The sequence below is a fragment of the Nonomuraea sp. PA05 genome (genome assembly GCF_008086045.1).
Taxonomy (GTDB): domain Bacteria; phylum Actinomycetota; class Actinomycetes; order Streptosporangiales; family Streptosporangiaceae; genus Nonomuraea; species Nonomuraea monospora.
Genome location: NZ_VSEY01000083.1, coordinates 12,179 through 30,294, shown reverse-complemented (window position 1 = coordinate 30,294; position 18,116 = coordinate 12,179). Strand labels below are relative to the sequence as shown.

15 protein-coding genes are annotated in these 18,116 nt (G+C 70.6%); 14 read left to right on the top strand and 1 reads right to left on the bottom strand.

Features of this window, described 5'->3' with window-relative positions:
• Positions 1-103: 103 nt before the first annotated feature.
• A complete protein-coding gene (locus tag FXF51_RS59100) occupies positions 104-922 on the bottom strand; it encodes a carbohydrate-binding protein (protein WP_262380638.1) in 819 nt (272 codons plus the stop codon).
• A gap of 157 nt (positions 923-1,079) precedes the next feature.
• On the opposite strand from FXF51_RS59100, the gene FXF51_RS59095 reads away from it, so the two are divergent.
• From FXF51_RS59095 to rpmA, 14 genes are all read left to right on the top strand, one after another.
• Positions 1,080-2,399, top strand: coding sequence for a bifunctional folylpolyglutamate synthase/dihydrofolate synthase (locus FXF51_RS59095; RefSeq protein ID WP_148443631.1), 1,320 nt, complete (start codon positions 1,080-1,082; stop codon positions 2,397-2,399).
• Positions 2,396-2,740, top strand: coding sequence for a DUF4233 domain-containing protein (locus FXF51_RS59090; protein ID WP_148443630.1), 345 nt, complete (start codon positions 2,396-2,398; stop codon positions 2,738-2,740). The genes FXF51_RS59095 and FXF51_RS59090 overlap by 4 nt, the downstream gene beginning before the upstream one ends.
• Positions 2,741-2,808: 68 nt before the next feature.
• Positions 2,809-4,380 (top strand): hypothetical protein, encoded by a 1,572-nt coding sequence (locus FXF51_RS59085; protein ID WP_148443629.1) that lies wholly within the window; start codon positions 2,809-2,811, stop codon positions 4,378-4,380.
• Between the two features lie 154 nt (positions 4,381-4,534).
• Positions 4,535-4,945 carry a nucleoside-diphosphate kinase gene (gene ndk / locus FXF51_RS59080; RefSeq protein ID WP_148443628.1) on the top strand — a complete coding sequence of 137 codons (411 nt, stop codon included), beginning with the start codon at positions 4,535-4,537 and terminating at the stop codon, positions 4,943-4,945.
• A 346-nt stretch (positions 4,946-5,291) separates the two neighbouring features.
• Positions 5,292-6,323: a rod shape-determining protein gene (locus FXF51_RS59075; RefSeq protein WP_148443635.1), complete on the top strand. Its 1,032-nt coding sequence runs from the start codon at positions 5,292-5,294 to the stop codon at positions 6,321-6,323.
• Positions 6,323-7,201, top strand: a complete 879-nt coding sequence (mreC, locus tag FXF51_RS59070) for a rod shape-determining protein MreC (protein WP_148443627.1) — start codon at positions 6,323-6,325, stop codon at positions 7,199-7,201. Before FXF51_RS59075 ends, mreC begins: the two co-directional genes overlap by 1 nt.
• Positions 7,202-7,360: 159 nt before the next feature.
• Positions 7,361-7,816, top strand: a complete 456-nt coding sequence (mreD, locus tag FXF51_RS59065) for a rod shape-determining protein MreD (RefSeq protein ID WP_148443626.1) — start codon at positions 7,361-7,363, stop codon at positions 7,814-7,816.
• Entirely contained in the window at positions 7,813-9,861 is a 2,049-nt protein-coding gene (mrdA, locus tag FXF51_RS59060; protein WP_148443625.1) for a penicillin-binding protein 2, read from the top strand. Before mreD ends, mrdA begins: the two co-directional genes overlap by 4 nt.
• Positions 9,862-9,922: 61 nt before the next feature.
• Complete coding sequence (rodA, locus tag FXF51_RS59055; protein WP_262380637.1) at positions 9,923-11,050, top strand: rod shape-determining protein RodA; 1,128 nt, start codon at positions 9,923-9,925, stop codon at positions 11,048-11,050.
• A gap of 90 nt (positions 11,051-11,140) precedes the next feature.
• Positions 11,141-13,051 (top strand): TIGR03960 family B12-binding radical SAM protein, encoded by a 1,911-nt coding sequence (locus FXF51_RS59050; RefSeq protein WP_148443623.1) that lies wholly within the window; start codon positions 11,141-11,143, stop codon positions 13,049-13,051.
• Between the two features lie 138 nt (positions 13,052-13,189).
• Positions 13,190-13,957: a TIGR03936 family radical SAM-associated protein gene (locus FXF51_RS59045; protein WP_148443622.1), complete on the top strand. Its 768-nt coding sequence runs from the start codon at positions 13,190-13,192 to the stop codon at positions 13,955-13,957.
• Between the two features lie 237 nt (positions 13,958-14,194).
• Entirely contained in the window at positions 14,195-17,302 is a 3,108-nt protein-coding gene (locus tag FXF51_RS59040) for a ribonuclease E/G (protein ID WP_262380636.1), read from the top strand.
• A 225-nt stretch (positions 17,303-17,527) separates the two neighbouring features.
• Entirely contained in the window at positions 17,528-17,830 is a 303-nt protein-coding gene (rplU, locus tag FXF51_RS59035) for a 50S ribosomal protein L21 (protein ID WP_080046162.1), read from the top strand.
• Between the two features lie 15 nt (positions 17,831-17,845).
• The gene (gene rpmA / locus FXF51_RS59030; protein WP_012893687.1) at positions 17,846-18,103 is read left to right on the top strand and encodes a 50S ribosomal protein L27; all 258 of its coding nucleotides are present in this window, start codon (positions 17,846-17,848) and stop codon (positions 18,101-18,103) included.
• Positions 18,104-18,116: the final 13 nt, after the last annotated feature.

Genomic DNA, 18,116 nt, shown 5'->3' with positions numbered 1-18,116 from the left:
TAGGAAAGGGCCCCGATTCGTCGGGGCCCTTTCTTTTTTGGTGCAACGAGGGCCACTCCCAGCAGCCGGAGTGGCCCTCTCTTGCGTTCGGGGACCGTATGGGTCAGACGCGCAGCCACAGGGCGGGCACATTGGGAGGTTCCCAACCCGCCTGCGACTGGTGCCCCTGCAGGCACCGGTAGGCCGCGCCGCCGTAGGTGACCCGGTCACCCGCCTGGTAGGTCACCCCAACCTGCCAGGTGCCGCCGCCCGGAGGCGGACTTGTCGGTGGGTCCGTGGGCTGGGTGCCCGGGACGTTGAGCACGAAGTCGAACGTGGCCTCCCTGCCCGTTCCCACGGTCCTGACGTTCATCAGGAGGCGGGGGTCGAAGATGGTGTCGGTGTTGTTGCGCGGCTCGCCGGGGAAGTAGAGCTGCGTCGTCAGGATGGGCCGGCCGGGGGCCTGGGCCTTGACGTGGATGTGCCTGGTGCGGCCGGGGTAGAGGCCGGGCACGATCGTGGTAAGCTTGAAGGCGCCCTGGGCGTTGGTGTACTGGTGGCCGCGGAAGTTGTAGGTGATGTTGTCGTAGGCGCCGCTGTTGTCGGCCTGCCAGAAGTCCAGCAGCACGTTGGCCAGCGGCTGGCAGGCGAGGCCGAAGACGTACCCGCTGACTGTGAGAGGGGTGCCGGCGCCGGGCAGGACGGTGCGCTGCGGCGAGTTCGGCTTGAAGTAGGGGCCCTCCGTCTGCGGGATGGTCGGGTCGTCGCCGTCGTCGCAGTACGGGGTGGGGGTGAGCGGGATGCCGCTCTGGGCCGTCTGCCGGGCGAGGGCCGGCACCTGTCCGACGAGCAGGGGGACGGGTGTCGCTATGAGTGCCGCTTTGAACAGCGTCTTCCTGCTGATGGCGCCTGGCTTGTCCGCGCGAGTGTGCTCGCCTTCCACGATTGCCTCCTCAAGAGCGGCCCGCCGGGGGGTGGGGCGGGCTGTTTCCCAAGGTGGCATCGGGGGCGTCCGGGTAGGTACCCTCCACCTTTCTATCTGCTCGGCAATATGTTCGCCCCGCGTTCGGACCGCTGCCGGCGGTCAGTAGGGTTGAAGGGTGGATTATCGTGCGGTAGAACGCGCGATCCTGGATCGTGGCGTCGAGTGGGATTTCGAGCCGACGCTCGATCGGATCGCGGCCCTTCTTGACCTGCTGGGCTCGCCGCAGCGGGCGTACCCGGTCATACACATCGCGGGCACCAACGGCAAGACGAGCACGGCGCGGCTGACCGAGACGCTGCTCAGGGAGCGCAACCTGCGGGTGGGGCGGTTCACCAGCCCGCACCTGGTGTCGATGCGCGAGCGGATCACCGTGGACGGCGAGCCGCTCAGCGAGGAGCGCTTCGCGCAGGTCTACGAGGAGGTCATCCCGTACGTCGAGCTGACCGACTCGCAGGGGCGGCGCATCCAGTTCTTCGAGCTGCTGACGGCGATGGCGTTCGCGGCGTTCGCCGACACGCCTGTCGACGTGGCCGTCATCGAGACCGGCATGGGCGGGTCGTGGGACGCGACGAACGTCGCAGACGGCACCGTGTCGGTGATCACGCCGATCTCGCTCGACCACACCGATCGGCTGGGGCCGGACATCCCGAGCATCGCCGGTGAGAAGGCGGGCATCATCAAGCCCGGCGCGACCACCGTCCTCGCGCAGCAGGAGCTGGCCGCCGCCGAGGTGCTGATGCGACGGGTCGCCGACGTCGGCGCGGTCGTCGCCCGTGAGGGGCTGGAGTTCGGCGTGCTGAACCGCGAGGTGGCGATCGGCGGGCAATTGCTCACGCTGCGCGGCCTCAAGGGCGTCTACGACGAGGTGTACCTGCCGCTCTACGGCGCACACCAGGCGAGCAACGCCGTGTGCGCGCTGGCCGCCGTCGAGGCGCTGACCGGCGGTGACGATGCGCTCGACGTGGAGCTCGTCCGCGCCGCGTTCGCCCAGGCGTCGTCGCCGGGGCGGATGGAGGTCGTGCGGCGCACCCCGACGGTGGTGATCGACGCCGCGCACAACCCCGGCGGCATGCAGGCGTCCCTGGACGGGCTGCACGAGGCGTTCGACTTCGCCAAGGTGATCGGCGTGGTCGCGGCCATGCGCGACAAGGACGTCGAGGCGATGCTGGAGCTGCTGGAGCCGATCCTCGACGAGATCGTCGTGTCGCGTAACTCCTCGCCCAGGTCGCTGTCGGCCGAGGAGCTGGCGGCGCTGGCCGGGCCGCTGTTCGGCGAGGAGCGCATGCACGTCGTCGAGCGGCTCGACGACGCCATCGACATGGCGATCGGCATCGCCGATGCCGAGGGCGAGTTCAGCGGCACGGGCGTGCTCATCACCGGGTCCGTCGTGACGGCGGGCGACGCCCGGTTGCTGCTCAAGGCGGACGGCACATGATGAACTTCGAGGTCACCCCCGGCATGCGCAGGCTCGGCGCCAGCGTGCTCGGCATGGAGGCGATCGTGGCCGGGCTGGTCACGCCCGTGGCGATCGGCGTGGGCGAGGTCGAGCCGGCGGTCGCCGTGACGGTCGGCATCGGGCTCGCGGTGCTCTGCGTGATCGCGGCAGGCCTGCTCAAACGGCCTTTCGGGTACGTGCTCGGCAGCGTCGTGCAGGTGCTGGCGATCTGCACGGGCTTCCTGGTGACGGCCATGTTCTTCCTCGGCGTGCTCTTCACCGCGTTGTGGATAACGGCGATTATCGTCGCTCGCCGTGTCGAGGGCGCTACTTCCCGCTAAAGTCGGCCTACATGGCCGTCCCCCCAATCACGCGGCCGCCGCATCAGGCGCGCCTCAGACATCCCTGGTTGCTCGACACGTTGCTCGGGCTCCTCGTCGTGGCGTCGCTGCCTCTGGCGGTCGTCGCGATCCCCAACACCCTCTCCGTCGTCGCCGGGCTGCTGCCGCCCGGCCTCGACCAGGCCGGGCTCATGCGGACGAACGGGCTCGCGCTGCCCGCGCTGATGCTGGCCGTCCCGCTGGCGGGGGTGGCGCTGCGGCGCGTGCCCGCCGCTCACCTGCTGGTCGGCGGGCTGGCGCTGGTGGCGCTGTCCGACGCGGCGGGCGGGTACGCGGGCTCTGAGCTGCTCGTCGGCGCGGTGCGCGTGCTGCGCGGCGTCGGCGCCGGGCTCGTCCTGACCACCACTCTGGTGGCCGTGTGGGACCGTGTGGCGGTCCTGCGGGCCCTGTGGGCGGGTGTGCTCGGGCTGAGCCTGCTGGCGGCGCAGGCGTTCGCGCTGTGGCCGCTCGACGAGGTGAGCAGCTGGCGGGTCACGCTGCAGCCGTATCCGTTGGTGACGGGGGTCGCGCTCGGCCTGGCCGCGGTTCACCTGGTCGCATGGATGCTGCTCGGGCGGCCAGGGACGCCCGTCCCCGACCTGCGCGATCGCGGGCGGCTGCTGCTCGCGGCCGTGCCCGCCGCGGCCATCGCGGTCGTGGCGATCAGCACGGCGAGCGAGGGCTGGCGGGCCGTGCCGGTGATGCTGCTGGCGGCGGTGGCGGTCGTCGGGCTGCTGGCGCTGGCCTCGATCGGGGGCACGCGCAGCCGCACTCCGGCGTACACGATGGTGGCGGTCGGCGTCGTGCTGCTGCCCAGCGCCGCGCAGGTCACGCTGGTGGAGATGGGCGGTCTCGGCGGTCCCGGGCTGCGCGGCCTGTGGGTGCCGTACGCCGCGGCCGGGCTGCTCGCGGTGGCCGCCTCGGTGCTGGTGCGGCTGTTCACCCGGGCAGCCGCCCGCTGGCTGGCGCCCATGGGGCTGCTGGCGATGGTGGTCGGGCTGTGCTCGGTGCGGCTCGTGGTGCCGTCGGCCGAGGGGATGGTGCTGGCCGTGCCGTTCAGCCTGCTCGCGGTGGGCGCGGCGGTGGCGCTGACGGCGGCGCTGCAGGAGGCGGAGATCGGGGCGGCGGTGTTCGGGTTGTCGCTGGGCTGCACGGGGGTGCTGGCGGGGTTCCTGCTCGGCACGGGCGTGCAGATGTCCATGCTGGACGGGGTGCGGTCGGCTCAGGAACTGGTCGACAGCTTCGTGGGTGCGCTGCACTGGTGGGCGTTGATCGGCGGTTTCCTCGTGGTGGCGATCATCGTGCTGGCCGCCGTGATGGCCCGGCGTTCCGGCAGGGGCGCCCGTGCCGAGGAACCCGCGCCGCCGGTGGAGCCCCCCTGCGCGGGCATCCCCGTCATCCCTCCCGCGGACGTGCTGCTGGTGCCGGCGCCGGATCCGGCCGACGAGGCGGAGGAAGAGGGGCCGACCGGGGCGATCCCGCGGGTGGTGCTGCCCGTGTCGGCCATGGGCGCCTTCGACAAGGCGGGAGTCGCCGCCGGGGGAGAGGGCCCCGCCGTGCCGCCACAAGGGCATTCGCCGGAGGACGGCGCGGCGTCCTAGGCTTGGTTCCGCTGCCGCATCGAGGGCGGGGCCGGGGACGGTAAGCTGAGGGCCCTGCCACGGCGGCGCGTGGGCGCGTGCCCCCGCGACGCGTCTTCGCGGCCAGGCCGATGCCTGTAGCCGCGACCCCATTCTGTTCGAAGGAGAACTTCAAGTGTCCGAGCGCACTCTTGTCCTGATCAAGCCCGACGGGGTTAAGCGCGGCCTCATCGGTGACGTGATCGCCCGTGTGGAGCGCAAGGGCCTCAAGGTCGTGGCGATGGACCTGCGCACCCTCGACGCCGACACCGCCAAGGCGCACTACGCCGAGCACTCCGAGCGGCCGTTCTTCGGTGAGCTCGTCGAGTTCATCACCTCGGGGCCGCTCGTCGCCATGGTGCTGGAGGGCCCGCGGGCCATCGAGGCCTTCCGCGCGCTGGCCGGCGCCACCGACCCGGTCAAGTCCGCTCCCGGGACGATCCGCGGCGACCACGCCCTCGAGATCGGCGAGAACGTGGTCCACGGCTCCGACTCGCCCGAGTCGGCCGCCCGTGAGGTCAAGATCTTCTTCCCGGACCGGTTCTAGTCCGTTCCCGGTTTCTTACGCGCGCCCCCGCGGCTTCGGCCTCGGGGGCGCGCTTATTTGTCGCCCATGCTGTCAAAGGCGAGTGGCGGAAGCTGGTGGGAGGTGGGCTGCCGACCGGATTTTTGTCGGGCGCTTACCGTATGGTTTCTCGCGGTTGGTTGTTGGATCGTTCCAGCCTCTCGACGGATGTTGTGGTGCAATCCGGGCAAAATTGCGGTTGAGGTAGGGGCTGGAGATTTTTGATGGGCGCGATGGCTCATTGCGCGCATCGGTGGGTACGTCACGTTACGATTCGAATTCGATCCGTAGTCATTCGCGAACGACGTTACGGAGGGCTCCGTTCCCCATGGGCAGCAAGCTCGCGTTCCTCGGCCGTGACATGGCGGTCGACCTGGGCACCGCCAACACGCTGGTCTATGTGCGTGGTCGTGGCATCGTGCTCAACGAGCCATCAGTCGTCGCGATAAACACGGCGACCGGCAAGATCGTTGCGGTTGGTATCGAGGCTAAAAGAATGATCGGCCGCACACCTGGCAACATCATCGCGGTCCGTCCGCTCAAGGACGGTGTGATCGCGGATTTCGACGTCACTGAGCGGATGTTGCGATATTTCATCCAAAGGGTGCATCGGCGGCGACATTTCGCCAAGCCGCGCATCATCATCGCCGTGCCGAGCGGCATCACCAGCGTTGAGCAGCGGGCGGTGAAAGAGGCCGGCTACCAGGCGGGGGCCAGAAAGGTCTACATCGTCGAGGAGCCCATGGCCGCCGCCATCGGCGCCGGGCTGCCGGTGCACGAGCCGACGGGAAACATGGTGGTCGACATCGGTGGCGGCACCACCGAGGTGGCGATCATCTCGATGGGCGGCGTGGTCACCAGCCAGTCGATCAGGATCGGCGGCGACGAGCTCGACCAAGCCGTGATCGCGTTCGCCAAGAAGGAGTTCTCGCTGATGCTGGGCGAGCGCACCGCCGAGGAGATCAAGATAGCCATCGGTTCCGCGTGCCCGTTCGGAGAGGAGGCGCACGCGGAGGTCCGCGGGCGCGACCTGGTCAGCGGGCTGCCCAAGACGATCATCGTGTCCAGCGAGGAGATCAGGAAGGCCACTGAGGAGCCGGTCAACGCGATCGTCGACGCGGTGAAGACCACGCTCGACAAGTGCCCGCCCGAGCTGTCCGGCGACATCATGGACCGCGGCATCGCGCTCACCGGAGGCGGCGCCCTGCTCAAGGGGCTCGACGAGCGGGTCAAGGCCGAGACGGGCATGCCCGTCCACCTGGTCGACAACGCCCTCGACTCGGTGGCCATCGGGTCCGGCAAGTGCGCCGAGGAGTTCGAGGCCCTTCAGCAGGTCCTGGTGCCGGAGTCGCGACACTGATGAGAGATTCACGCCGTGCCCGGCTGATCCTGGGAGTGCTGCTGGCGGCAGCGCTGGTCATCCTGACCGTCGACCACCGCACCGGCGACAGCTCGCCGCTGCGCCCGCTGCGTGCGGCCGGGTCCTACCTGTTCGGCACGGCGGAGCAGTTCGGCGGCGGGGTGATCCGCCCCGTGAGCACGTTCATGCACGCGATACTGACCGCGCCCGCCGCCAGGGAGCGCATCGAGACGCTGAAGGCGGAGAACGCCGAGCTGCGCCGCGGCCTGCTGGCAGGCAAGCTCGACGCCGACCGCGCCAAGGAGCTCGACAAGCTGGTCGGGCTGGCCGGGGCCGGCGGCTACAAGGTGGTGCCGGGCAACGTGATCGCCAGGCGCGGGCAGCCGGGCTTCGAGGACGCGGTGCAGCTCGACATCGGCACCGCCGACGGGGTCCGGTCCGAGATGACCGTGCTCAACGCCGACGGGCTGGTCGGGCGGGTGCTGCACGCCTCGTCCCGCACCTCCACGGTGGTGCTGATCAGCGATCCCGCCTCGGCCGCGGGGGCGCGGCTGGAGGGCGGCAAGGAGATCGGCGTCGTGCACGGGGTGGGGGAGCACGGGCGGCTGGTGCAGTTCCGGCTGCTCGACTCCACGGCGGCGATGAGCAGGGGCGGGCGGATCGTGAGCTTCGGCTCGCAGCACGCCAGGCCGTACGTGCCGGGGGTGCCCATCGGGGTGATCGAGCGGGTGGAGTCCACGCCGGGCGAGCTGACGCGCATCGCCTACGCGCGGCCGTACGCCGATCTGACGGCGCTCGACGTGGTCGGCGTGGTGGTGGAGGCGCCGAAGCGGGATCCGCGTGATGCGCTGCTGCCCGCCAAGGAGGGCTCGCGGTGACGCGCAGGGGGCGGTCTTGGTGATCGGGGGCGGTCGGGCGGATGCGGTGGCACGCGGGGCCGCGGCACTGACGGCTGGGGGTGTTCGGGTGGCGCGCGGAGGCGCGGTCGTGGTGATCGGAGGCGTTCGGGCGGGGTCGGCGTCCAGAAGGGGGGAGCGGTGATCGGGGGTGTTTCCGTGGTGCTGGCGATGCTGGCGCAGGTGATGCTCGTCAACCGGGTGCCGCTGCCCGCCGGGGGCGCGCCCGACCTGGTGCTGCTGGCCGTCATCGGGGCGGCGCTGGTGCGGGGGCCGGGGCCGGGGGCGGTGCTCGGGTTCTTCGCGGGGCTGCTGGTCGACGTCATGCCGCCGTCCGCTCACCTCATGGGCCAGTACGCGTTCGTGCTGGCGCTCGTCGGCTACGTCGCCGGGCGAGGCGCAGGAGGCCCCGTGACGACCGTCGTGCTGTGCGTGCTGATGGCGCCACTGCTGGCGGCGGCCGTGGGCGGGCTGATCGCCGACCCACGGGTGACGGTGGCCACGCTGACCGAGCAGGTGCCGGTCACGATCGTCTACACGCTGCTGGTCTCGCCCGTCGTGATCTGGCTGACCACCAGAAAGAGATTCGCGACATGACCAGGATGCGGGCCCGGCTGCTGGCGTTGCACGTGCTGGTGCTGACGCTGCTCGTGGTGCTGGCCGTGCGGCTGTGGCAGGTGCAGGTCGTGCGCGGGCAGGAGTTCGTGACGCGGGCCACCGAGACCAGGACGCGAGCCGTGATCGTGCCGGCCGTGCGCGGGCAGATCCTCGACTCGTCGGGCCGGCCGCTGGTGCGCAACAAGACCGCGCTGGTCGTCTCCGTGGACAGGACGCGGCTGTCGAGGATGAAGGACAGCGGCGTCAAGGTGCTGCGCAAGCTGTCGGAGGTGCTCGGGCGGCCGGTGTCCGACCTGCAGCAGCGCATCACGCCGTGCGGGCCAGGCGTGGGCAAGCCGTGCTGGACGGGGTCGCCGTACCAGCCGGTGCCGCTGGACGAGAAGGTCGACACGCGCGAGGCGCTGCAGATCCTGGAGCGGCAGGAGGAGTTCCCCGGGGTGACGGCGGAGATCCACTCCGTCAGGCAGTATCCCGGCGGCAGGGCGGGCGCGCAGATGCTCGGCTACCTGCAGCCGGTCACCGAGGCTGAGCTGGAGAAGCGGGAGGGATTGAAGGCCAGCTTCTCCGGGGTCGACCTGGCGGGGCGCGATGGGCTCGAATACGTCTACGACGACGCGCTGCGGGGCAAGGCCGGGCTCCGCAGGGTGCAGGTCGACCGGATGGGCAAGGCGCTCGGCGTCGAGGAGCAGATCACGCCCATCCCCGGCGACCACCTCGTGACCAGCATCGACTCGCGGGTGCAGGCGGTGACGGAGAAGGCCCTGGCCAACGCGATGAAGTCGGCGCCGTCGGCCGACGGCGGGGCCGCGGTGGTGCTCGACGCCCGCAGCGGGCGGGTGGTGGCGCTGGCCAGCGCGCCCGGCTACGACCCGGAGATCTGGGCGGGCGGCATCTCGGCGCGCGGCTACCAGTGGCTGCTGTCGGACAAGTCCGGCAAGCCGCTCGTGTCGCGGGCCATCAACGGGCAGTTCGCGCCCGGTTCGACGTTCAAGGTGTCGTCGGTGTCGGCCATGCTGCGCGCCGGATACCCGCTCAACGGCCACTACTCCTGCCCCGGCTCGTACGCGGTGGGCGGCCGGGCGTTCAACAACTTCCGCGGCATCCCGCTGGGCACGCTGAGCCTGCACACGGCGCTGGTCAAGTCATGCGACACGATCTTCTACCGGGCGGCGTACGAGCAGTATCTGAAGGACGGCGGGCGCACCCCGAAACGCAAGCCCAAGGAGGTGTTCGCCAACACGGCGCGGGCCTTCGGCTTCGGCAGCCCGACCGGCGTCGACCTGCCGGGCGAGTCGGGTGGGCGCATCCCTGACCGGGCCTGGAAGAAGGAGCTGTGGAACCAGACCAGCGCGGTCAACTGCGAGCGGTCGCGCAAGGGGTATCCGGAGGAGAAGGACAGGGCGCGGGCCGAGTTCCTGAAGCGGCTGGCGCTGGAGAACTGCACCGAGGGGTTCCTGCTGCGGCCGGGTGACTCGGCCAACTTCTCCATCGGGCAGGGCGACGTGCTGGTCACGCCGATGCAGCTGGCCAGGGCGTACATGGCGCTGGTGAGCGACGGCAAGGTGCGCAGCCCGCGCATCGGGTGGGCGCAGGTGCGGCCCGACGGCAAGGTGGTCAGGACCATCCCCGTGCCGGTGGTGGGCAAGCTGCCGATCAGCGAGAAGGAACGCCTCTACATCAAGCACGCGCTGAGCCAGGTGGCCGCCGACGGCACGGCGGCCGGGGCGTTCGCCGGGTTCCCGATGAACAAGGTGCGGGTGGGCGGCAAGACCGGCACCGCCGAGGTCTGGGGCAAGCAGGACACCTCGTGGTTCGCGTCGTTCGCGCCGACGAAGAACCCGCAGTACGTGGTGGTGGCGATGGTCTCCCAGGGCGGGATGGGCGCGCAGACGGCGGCTCCGGCCGTACGGGCGATCTACGAGGGGATCTACGGCATCAAGCGCAAGCCCGCGGTGTCCAACGGCGGGCGGCTGACCACGAGGCTGCCGCGCTTCGCGCCGGACGGGATGGTGATCCGGGGATGAGCACGCGTAGGGGAGGCCGGGGGTGATGGCGCGGACGGCGGCCGTCCGGAGGCCCTCACTGATGCGGCGGATCACCGCCGAGAACTCGACCGTGCGGCGGCTCGACGGGCTGATGCTCGTCGCGGTGGCCGGGCTGTGCGTGATCGGCACGCTGCTGGTCTGGTCGTGCACCAGGACGTGGGCGCCGGGCTCGACGGGGCTGGTCAAGAAGCACCTGCTCAACGAGACGATCGGCGTGGTGCTGTGCGGCATCGTGGCCATGGTCGACCATCGGGCGATGCGGGCGTACGCGCCGCTGGTGTTCCTGCTGTCGCTGGTCGGGCTGGTGCTGGTGATCACGCCGCTGGGCGCGACGATCAACGGCTCGCACTCGTGGATCCTGCTCGGCGGGGGCTTCGCGGTGCAGCCGTCGGAGTTCGCCAAGGTCGGGCTGCTGCTCATCATCGCGATGCTGCTGGCCCAGCCGGCCGAGGGCAGCGATCGGCCGCGCGGGCTCGACGTGACGCTGGCGCTGCTCGCCTCGGGGCTCACGATGGGGCTGGTGATGCTCCAGCCTGACCTGGGCACGGCGCTGGTGCTGGCGGTGATCACGGCCGCCGGGCTGATCATCGCGGGGATGCGCAAGCGGTGGGTCGGGGTGCTGACGCTGGTGGCGGGCGCCGGGGTGTTCTCGGTGTTCTACTTCCAGATGCTGGAGCCGTACCAGGTGGCGCGGTTCACGGCGTTCGTCGACCCGAGCGTCGACCCGCGCGGGGTGGGCTACAACAGCACCCAGTCGATGATCGCGATCGGCTCGGGGCAGTTGCTGGGCAAGGGGCTGCTCGGCGGCGGGCAGACGACCGGGCGGTTCGTGCCCGAGCAGCACACCGACTTCATCTTCACGGTGGCGGGCGAGGAGTTCGGGTTCCTCGGGTCCGTCACGGTGGTGCTGCTGCTCGGCGTGGTGCTGCTGCGCGGGCTGAAGATCGCCAGGCAGTGCGAGGACCGGTTCGGGACGCTGGTCGCCGGCACGATCGTGTGCTGGTTCGCGTTCCAGACGTTCATCAATGTGGGCATGACGATCGGGATCATGCCGATCACGGGTCTGCCGCTGCCCTTCGTGTCGTACGGCGGCACCGCCACGTTCGCCAACCTCATCGCGGTCGGGCTGTTGCAGGCCATCAGGGTGCGCAGCCAGTCGTTCAACTAGCGGTATGTTCCCGGCCATTCCGGCGCCCGGAGCGCATTGAGTAAACGTCGAGGGCCCTGCCACCGCCTGAGCGCCGCTACCCTTGACGGTATGCCTGTCGAGTCGATATTCCACCGCCTGGAAGCGCTGCTGCCCAAGGTGCAGAAGCCCATCCAGTATGTCGGGGGTGAGCTCAACTCGACCGTCAAGGACTGGGACTCGGCGGACGTGCGATGGGCGCTGATGTACCCGGACGCCTACGAGGTCGGGCTGCCCAACCAGGGCGTGGCCATCCTCTACGAGATCCTCAACGAGCTTCCCGGCACGCTGGCCGAGCGCACCTACGCGGTCTGGCCGGACCTGGAGGCGCTCATGCGGGCCGAGGGCGTCCCGCAGTTCACCGTGGACGCGCACCGGCCGGTGCGCGCCTTCGACGTGCTCGGCGTGTCGTTCTCGACCGAGCTCGGCTACACCAACCTGCTCACCGCGCTCGACCTGGCCGGCATCCCGCTGCGGGCGGCCGACCGGGGCGAGGACGACCCGATCGTGCTCGCGGGCGGCCACGCGGCCTTCAACCCCGAGCCCATCGCCGACTTCCTCGACGCGGCAGTGCTCGGCGACGGCGAGCAGATCTCGATCGCCATCTCCGAGGTCATCCGCGAGTGGAAGGGCGAGGGCAGCCCCGGCGGGCGTGACGAGCTGCTGATGCGGCTCGCCGAGTCCGGCGGGGTCTACGTGCCCAAGTTCTACGACGTCGAGTACCACCCCGACGGCCGCATCAAGCGGGTCGCGCCCAACCGGGCCGACGTGCCGTGGCGGGTGCACAAGCACACCGTGATGGACCTCGACGAGTGGCCCTACCCGAAGAAACCGCTGGTGCCGCTGGCCGAGACGGTGCACGAGCGGTTCAGCGTGGAGATCTTCCGCGGCTGCACGCGCGGTTGCCGGTTCTGCCAGGCCGGCATGATCACGCGGCCGGTGCGCGAGCGCTCGATCACCACGATCGGCGCCATGGTCGACAACGGCATCAAGGAGTCCGGCTTCAACGAGGTCGGCCTGCTGTCGCTGTCGTCCGCGGACCACTCCGAGATCGGCGAGGTCGCCAAGGGCCTGGCCGACCGCTACGAGGGCACCAACACCTCGCTGTCGCTGCCCTCGACCCGGGTCGACGCGTTCAACATCGACCTGGCCAACGAGTTCTCCAGGAACGGCAGGCGCTCGGGCCTGACGTTCGCGCCCGAGGGCGGCTCGGAGCGCATGCGCAAGGTGATCAACAAGATGGTCACCGAGGAAGACCTGATCCGCACCGTCAGCACCGCCTATTCGCAGGGCTGGCGGCAGGTCAAGCTCTACTTCATGTGCGGGCTGCCCACCGAGCAGGACGAAGACGTGCTCGGCATCGCCGACCTGGCCAAGAAGGTCATCCAGGCGGGCCGCGAGGCGACCGGCAGCCGCGACATCCGCTGCACGGTCTCCATCGGCGGATTCGTGCCCAAGCCGCACACCCCGTTCCAGTGGGCCGGGCAGGCCGATCACGAGACCGTCGACAGACGGCTCAAGGCCCTGCGCGACTCGCTCAGAGGCGACAAGAACTACGGCCGGGCCATCGGCTTCCGCTACCACGACGGCAAGCCGTCCATCGTGGAAGGCCTGCTGTCGCGGGGCGACCGCCGGGTCGGCGCCGTGATCAAGGCCGTATGGGAGGACGGCGGCCGTTTCGACGGCTGGAGCGAGCACTTCTCCTACGAGCGCTGGATGGCCGCCGCCGAGAAGGCGGGCGTCGACGTCGACTGGTACACCACGCGCGAGCGCGAGGAGAACGAGGTCCTGCCGTGGGACCACCTCGACGCCGGGCTCGACCGCGAATGGCTGTGGCAGGACTGGCAGGAGGCCGTCACCGGCGGTGAGGTCGAGGACTGCCGCTGGACCCCCTGCTACGACTGCGGTGTCTGCCCCACCATGGGCACCGAAATTCAGATCGGCCCCACGGGGCGCAAACTCCTTCCTCTGACGGTGGTCTAGCGCGCTCAGTGGGCGAGCCGTGTCACGGCGTACACGTTCATCCGCCGCAGCGGCTTATCCTGAGACGAAGGAACTCTTACAAGGGAAGGACGACAAGCTCTGAAACCTGTTCCCGAAGGGCCTCCGCCCGCGCCCACGGTGCAGCGCCTGCGTGTGCGTTACGCCAAGCGCGGCCGTCTGCGCTTCACCAGTCACCGCGACATCTCGCGGGCCGTTGAGAGGGCGGTCCGCCGTGCCGGCATTCCGGTGGCCTACAGCGCGGGCTTCTCGCCCCACCCGAAGATCTCCTACGCGGGCGCGGCGCCGACCGGCGTCGCCAGCGAAGCCGAGTACCTCGAGATCGGTGTTACCACGCCGTGCGACCCCGGCCAGGTCAAGCAGAGCCTGGACGAGTCGCTGCCTTCCGGGCTCGATGTGCTCGACGTCGTGGAGGCGGGGCAGGGTGGGCTGGCCGACCGCTTGGAGGTCTCCGACTGGGAGGTGCGGCTGCCCGGTGCCGATCGCGAGCTCGCCGAGGTGGCGGTGCAGAAGTTCCTCGCGGAAGGCACGGTGGAAGTCGAGCGCCTGACCAAGAAGGGCCCCCGCCGCTTTGACGCGCGGCAGGCCGTCCTGAGGCTCACGGTGTCCGAGGGAACAGACAGAACCGCAGCTCAGGTGCGTGGGGAGCCGTGTGTCATACTGCGCATGGTTGTTCGGCACATGACGCCTGCCGTTCGACCCGACGATGTGCTCACAGGGCTGCGCCTTGTGGCCGACTTCGCGCCGCCGGTTCCCCCCGAGGTGACCAGGCTGGCGCAGGGGCCGCTCGACGCGAGTACCGGTGCACTTGCCGACCCGCTCGACCTGGACCGCGACATCACGCGCGGCGGCGAGGCGGGACCGGCGGGTGAGCACGTCGCCGGTTGAGGGAGTGACCGGCATGTGCCGGGCACGCCCAGTGCGCGGCGCGAGCCGGGCACGACCGCTGACAGGACTTGGCGTCGGCGCGCTCGCTACGGGAGCGCCGGCGGACAACGAGACACGAGGGCTCCTGCGCGGCGCGGCGACGCGCCCGGGAGCTGACGGGAGAGCGCCCGCATGCTCGACAACGAGCCCAACGCCGGGGCCACTGGCTCTGACGGGGAGACAATTGAACAGCCCGAGGTGACCAAGCGTCGCCGCTCCGCCAGCCGCCCCGCGGGTCCTCCGCCGGAGTTGCCGGAGGAGCCGGCCTCCGCACCGGTCACGAGTGCCGCCGCGCAGAACGCGCCGTCCGTGGCCGACGTGCAGGCGGTGCAGCGTACCGCCGCGCAGCGTGCCGCGGGTGAGCCCGCGGCCGGGCTGCTGGCCGCCGCCGCGAGCGGCGCCGAAGGGGTGAGCCCGGCCGAGGCGGCTGTCGCCGAGGCCGTGGCCGACGCGGAGAAGCCGAAGAGGGCTACCAGGACACGTTCGACCGCGACGACCACGCGGCGGCGTACGACGAAGAAGGCCGAGGCGGAAGCCGCGGAGGCGGCCACTGAGGCTGCCACTGGGGCTGCCACTGGGGCTGCTACTGGGGCTGCCGCTGAGGAAACGGCCGGAGAGGCCGTCGCGGAGGCGCCGGTGAAGCGGCGCAGGACGCGCAAGAAGGACGAAGAGGTCGCCGCGCCCGCCGCTGAGGCGGCCGAGGCGCTGTCCGTGGAGGACTCCGCCGCTCGGGCCGGGGGGGCCGAGGCAGGCCCCGTCGCGGGGGGCGAGGTGGTCGCGCCGTCCGGTGGTGGCGAGGCCGCGGCACCGTTCGGGGACGAGAGTGTGGCCGCCGGGGAAGCCGCTGCCGGGACGACGCGGCGTCGTACGCGTAAGGCGACGACGGCGAAGACCGGGAAGGCGGCCGCCGCGGCCGCCGCGGCTGAGGCGTCGGCCGGTGCTGGAGCGGCCGGTGGCGAGGCTGCCGGGGCCGGGGCGTCCGGTGCCGCCGGTGGCGTGACCGCTGAGGCCACTGAGGCGGCGCAGGCTGAGGCGGCGCGGGCCGCTGAGGCCGCGCGGGACATCGTGGCCGACGGCGAGGGCGACGACGAGGACATTCTGGAGATCCTGCCCGAGGACGAGCCGCTCGACGACGAGCCCGCCGGCGAGGACCTCGACGAGGACAGCGTCCGGCCGAGCCTGCTCGCCGACCCGTTCGGGCTGACCGCGCGCAGGGACGTCGAGGCAGGCGGCGCCGCGTTCCAGCGGCCCGCGGCCATCTTCGCGCCGCTGTTCCAGGCACCGGACCCCAGCCGCGCCAAGCCCGCCGCGCAGCGCAAGGCCGAGCCGCCGCAGCCCGCTGCTCCGGAGCCCGAGGAGGAGGTCGAGGAGCCGGTCGACGAGACCGTGACCGAGGACGAGACCGACCTCGACACCTCCGACGAGCAGGAGGAAGAGGAGGGTGGCAGCCGCCGTCGCCGTCGCCGCAGGGGCGGCAGGGGCCGCGGCAAGGCGCGCGAGCGTGACGAGGCCGAGGACGGCGAGGAGTCCGAGGACGAGGGCGACGAGGAGCAGGCGGAGGAGGCCCAGGAAGAGGAGTCCTCCACCTCGCGCCGTCGCCGTCGCAGGCGTCGCCGTGGCACCGACGAGGGCGCGGAGCCGTCCAGCGACGACCCGCCGAACACCGTGGTGCGCATTCGCGCGCCGCGCTCCGGCCGTGCGGCGGCGCTCGACACCGCCACCGACGGCGTGCAGAGCGTGCGCGGCTCGACCCGGCTGGAGGCCAAGAAGCAGCGCCGCCGCGAGGGGCGCGAGCTCGGCCGCCGGCGTCCGCCGATCATCACCGAGTCGGAGTTCCTGGCCCGCCGCGAGTCCGTGGACCGCATGATGGTGGTGCGCAGGCAGGGCGATCGCACGCAGATCGCGGTGCTGGAGGACGGCGTGCTCGTGGAGCACTACGTCAACCGCGAGGCCAGCCAGTCGTACGTCGGCAACGTCTACCTCGGCAAGGTGCAGAACGTGCTGCCCTCGATGGAGGCGGCGTTCGTGGACATCGGCAAGGGCAGGAACGCCGTCCTGTACGCCGGTGAGGTGAACTTCGACACCGCCGGGCTGGAGGGCCAGCCGAAGCGGATCGAGTCGGCGCTGAAGTCCGGCCAGTCGGTGCTCGTGCAGGTCACGAAGGACCCGATCGGGCACAAGGGCGCCCGCCTCACCTCGCAGATCAGCCTTCCGGGGCGTTACCTCGTGTACGTGCCGGACGGGTCGATGACCGGCATCAGCCGCAAGCTGCCCGACAAGGAGCGCACGCGGCTCAAGAGCATCCTCAAGAAGGTCATGCCGGAGAACGCGGGCGTGATCGTGCGCACCGCGGCCGAGGGCGCCTCCGAGGACGAGCTGGCCCGCGACGTGGCCAGGCTGTCGGCGCAGTGGGAGAACATCCAGAAGAAGGCCAAGTCGGCCAGCCCGCCCGAGCTGCTGTCGGCCGAGCCCGACCTGACGATCCGGGTCGTGCGTGACGTCTTCAACGAGGACTTCACGAACCTGGTCGTCCAGGGCGACGACGCCTGGGAGACGGTGGACGAGTACGTCAAGTACGTCGCTCCGCACCTGGGCGAGCGGCTGTCGAAGTGGGACGACGGCGACCACGGCGACGTGTTCGAGTCGTACCGGATCGACGAGCAGCTCGGCAAGGCGCTAGAGCGCAAGGTGTGGCTGCCGAGCGGTGGCTCGCTGGTGATCGACCGTACCGAGGCGATGACCGTCGTCGACGTCAACACCGGCAAGTTCACCGGCCAGGGCGGCAACCTGGAGGAGACCGTCACCAGGAACAACCTGGAGGCGGCCGAGGAGATCGTCCGCCAGCTCAGGCTGCGGGACATCGGCGGCATCATCGTGATCGACTTCATCGACATGGTGCTGGAGTCGAACCGCGACCTGGTGCTGCGCAGGCTGCTCGAATGCCTGGCGCGCGACAGGACCAAGCACCAGGTGGCCGAGGTCACCTCGCTGGGGCTGGTCCAGATGACGCGTAAGCGGGTCGGTCAGGGGCTGCTGGAGGCGTTCTCGACGCCGTGCGAGTGCTGCAACGGGCGTGGCCTGCTGGTCTCCACGGAGCCGGTCGAGAGCAAGCCTGAGCCGCGCGGCACGCAGGGCAAGATGGCGGTCGAGAAGGCGGTCTCGGACAAGGTTTCCGCGGCCAAGGACTCCTCCAGCCGTGATACCGTGACCGGTGCGCTGGAAGACGTCCCGGCCGAGGACGACCAGGCAAACCAGACTTCCGGCAGAGGGCGGCGACGCTCCCGCCGAGCCAAGTCTTCCGAGTAGCCGCTCGGCGGACTTCCGACGATCCGTCCGGTTCGCCTAGGGCACCGTTAATCCGGTACCCTGGTGGATCGGTGCGTCAGGTGACGTGCCCTGTTGGCGCGCTTACTTCGGTTCGTCGGTTTGAGACCGGTCGAATGACGGGCGCAGCATTCGGCGGCCGCCTCTTCGTGAGGCGGCCGAGGGTCGAAACGAAAACCAACAGTGAGTCAGTAGAAGGGTTCCGCGGTGTACGCGATCGTTCGTTGCGGCGGCAGGCAGCAGAAGGTCTCCGTCGGTGACGTCCTCGAGGTGGACAAGGTCGCCGGCGAGGTCGGCTCTTCGGTTTCGCTGCCGACGGTGCTCGTCGTCAACGACGGCGATGTGACCACGGAGGCGGGCAAGTTCACGGTCAACGCCGAGATCCTCGGTGAGACCAAGGGCCCGAAGATCCGCATCCTCAAGTACAAGAACAAGACCGGTTACAAGAAGCGCCAGGGTCACCGCCAGCGGTACACCCAGGTGAAGATCACCGGTATCGAGCAGGCCTGACGGGAGTTTTGAGAGATGGCACACAAGAAGGGCGCGTCGTCCACCCGGAACGGTCGTGACTCCAACGCCCAGCGTCTGGGCGTCAAGCGCTTCGGTGGCCAGCTGGTCAACGCGGGCGAGATCATCGTCCGTCAGCGTGGCACCCACTTCCACCCCGGCGACAACGTCGGCCGTGGTGGCGATGACACGCTGTTCGCGCTGGCCGCCGGTCACGTGCAGTTCGGTGTCAAGCGCGGCCGCCGGGCCGTGAGCATCGTCCCCGTCGCCGAGTAGGGTTTCCCGCTCG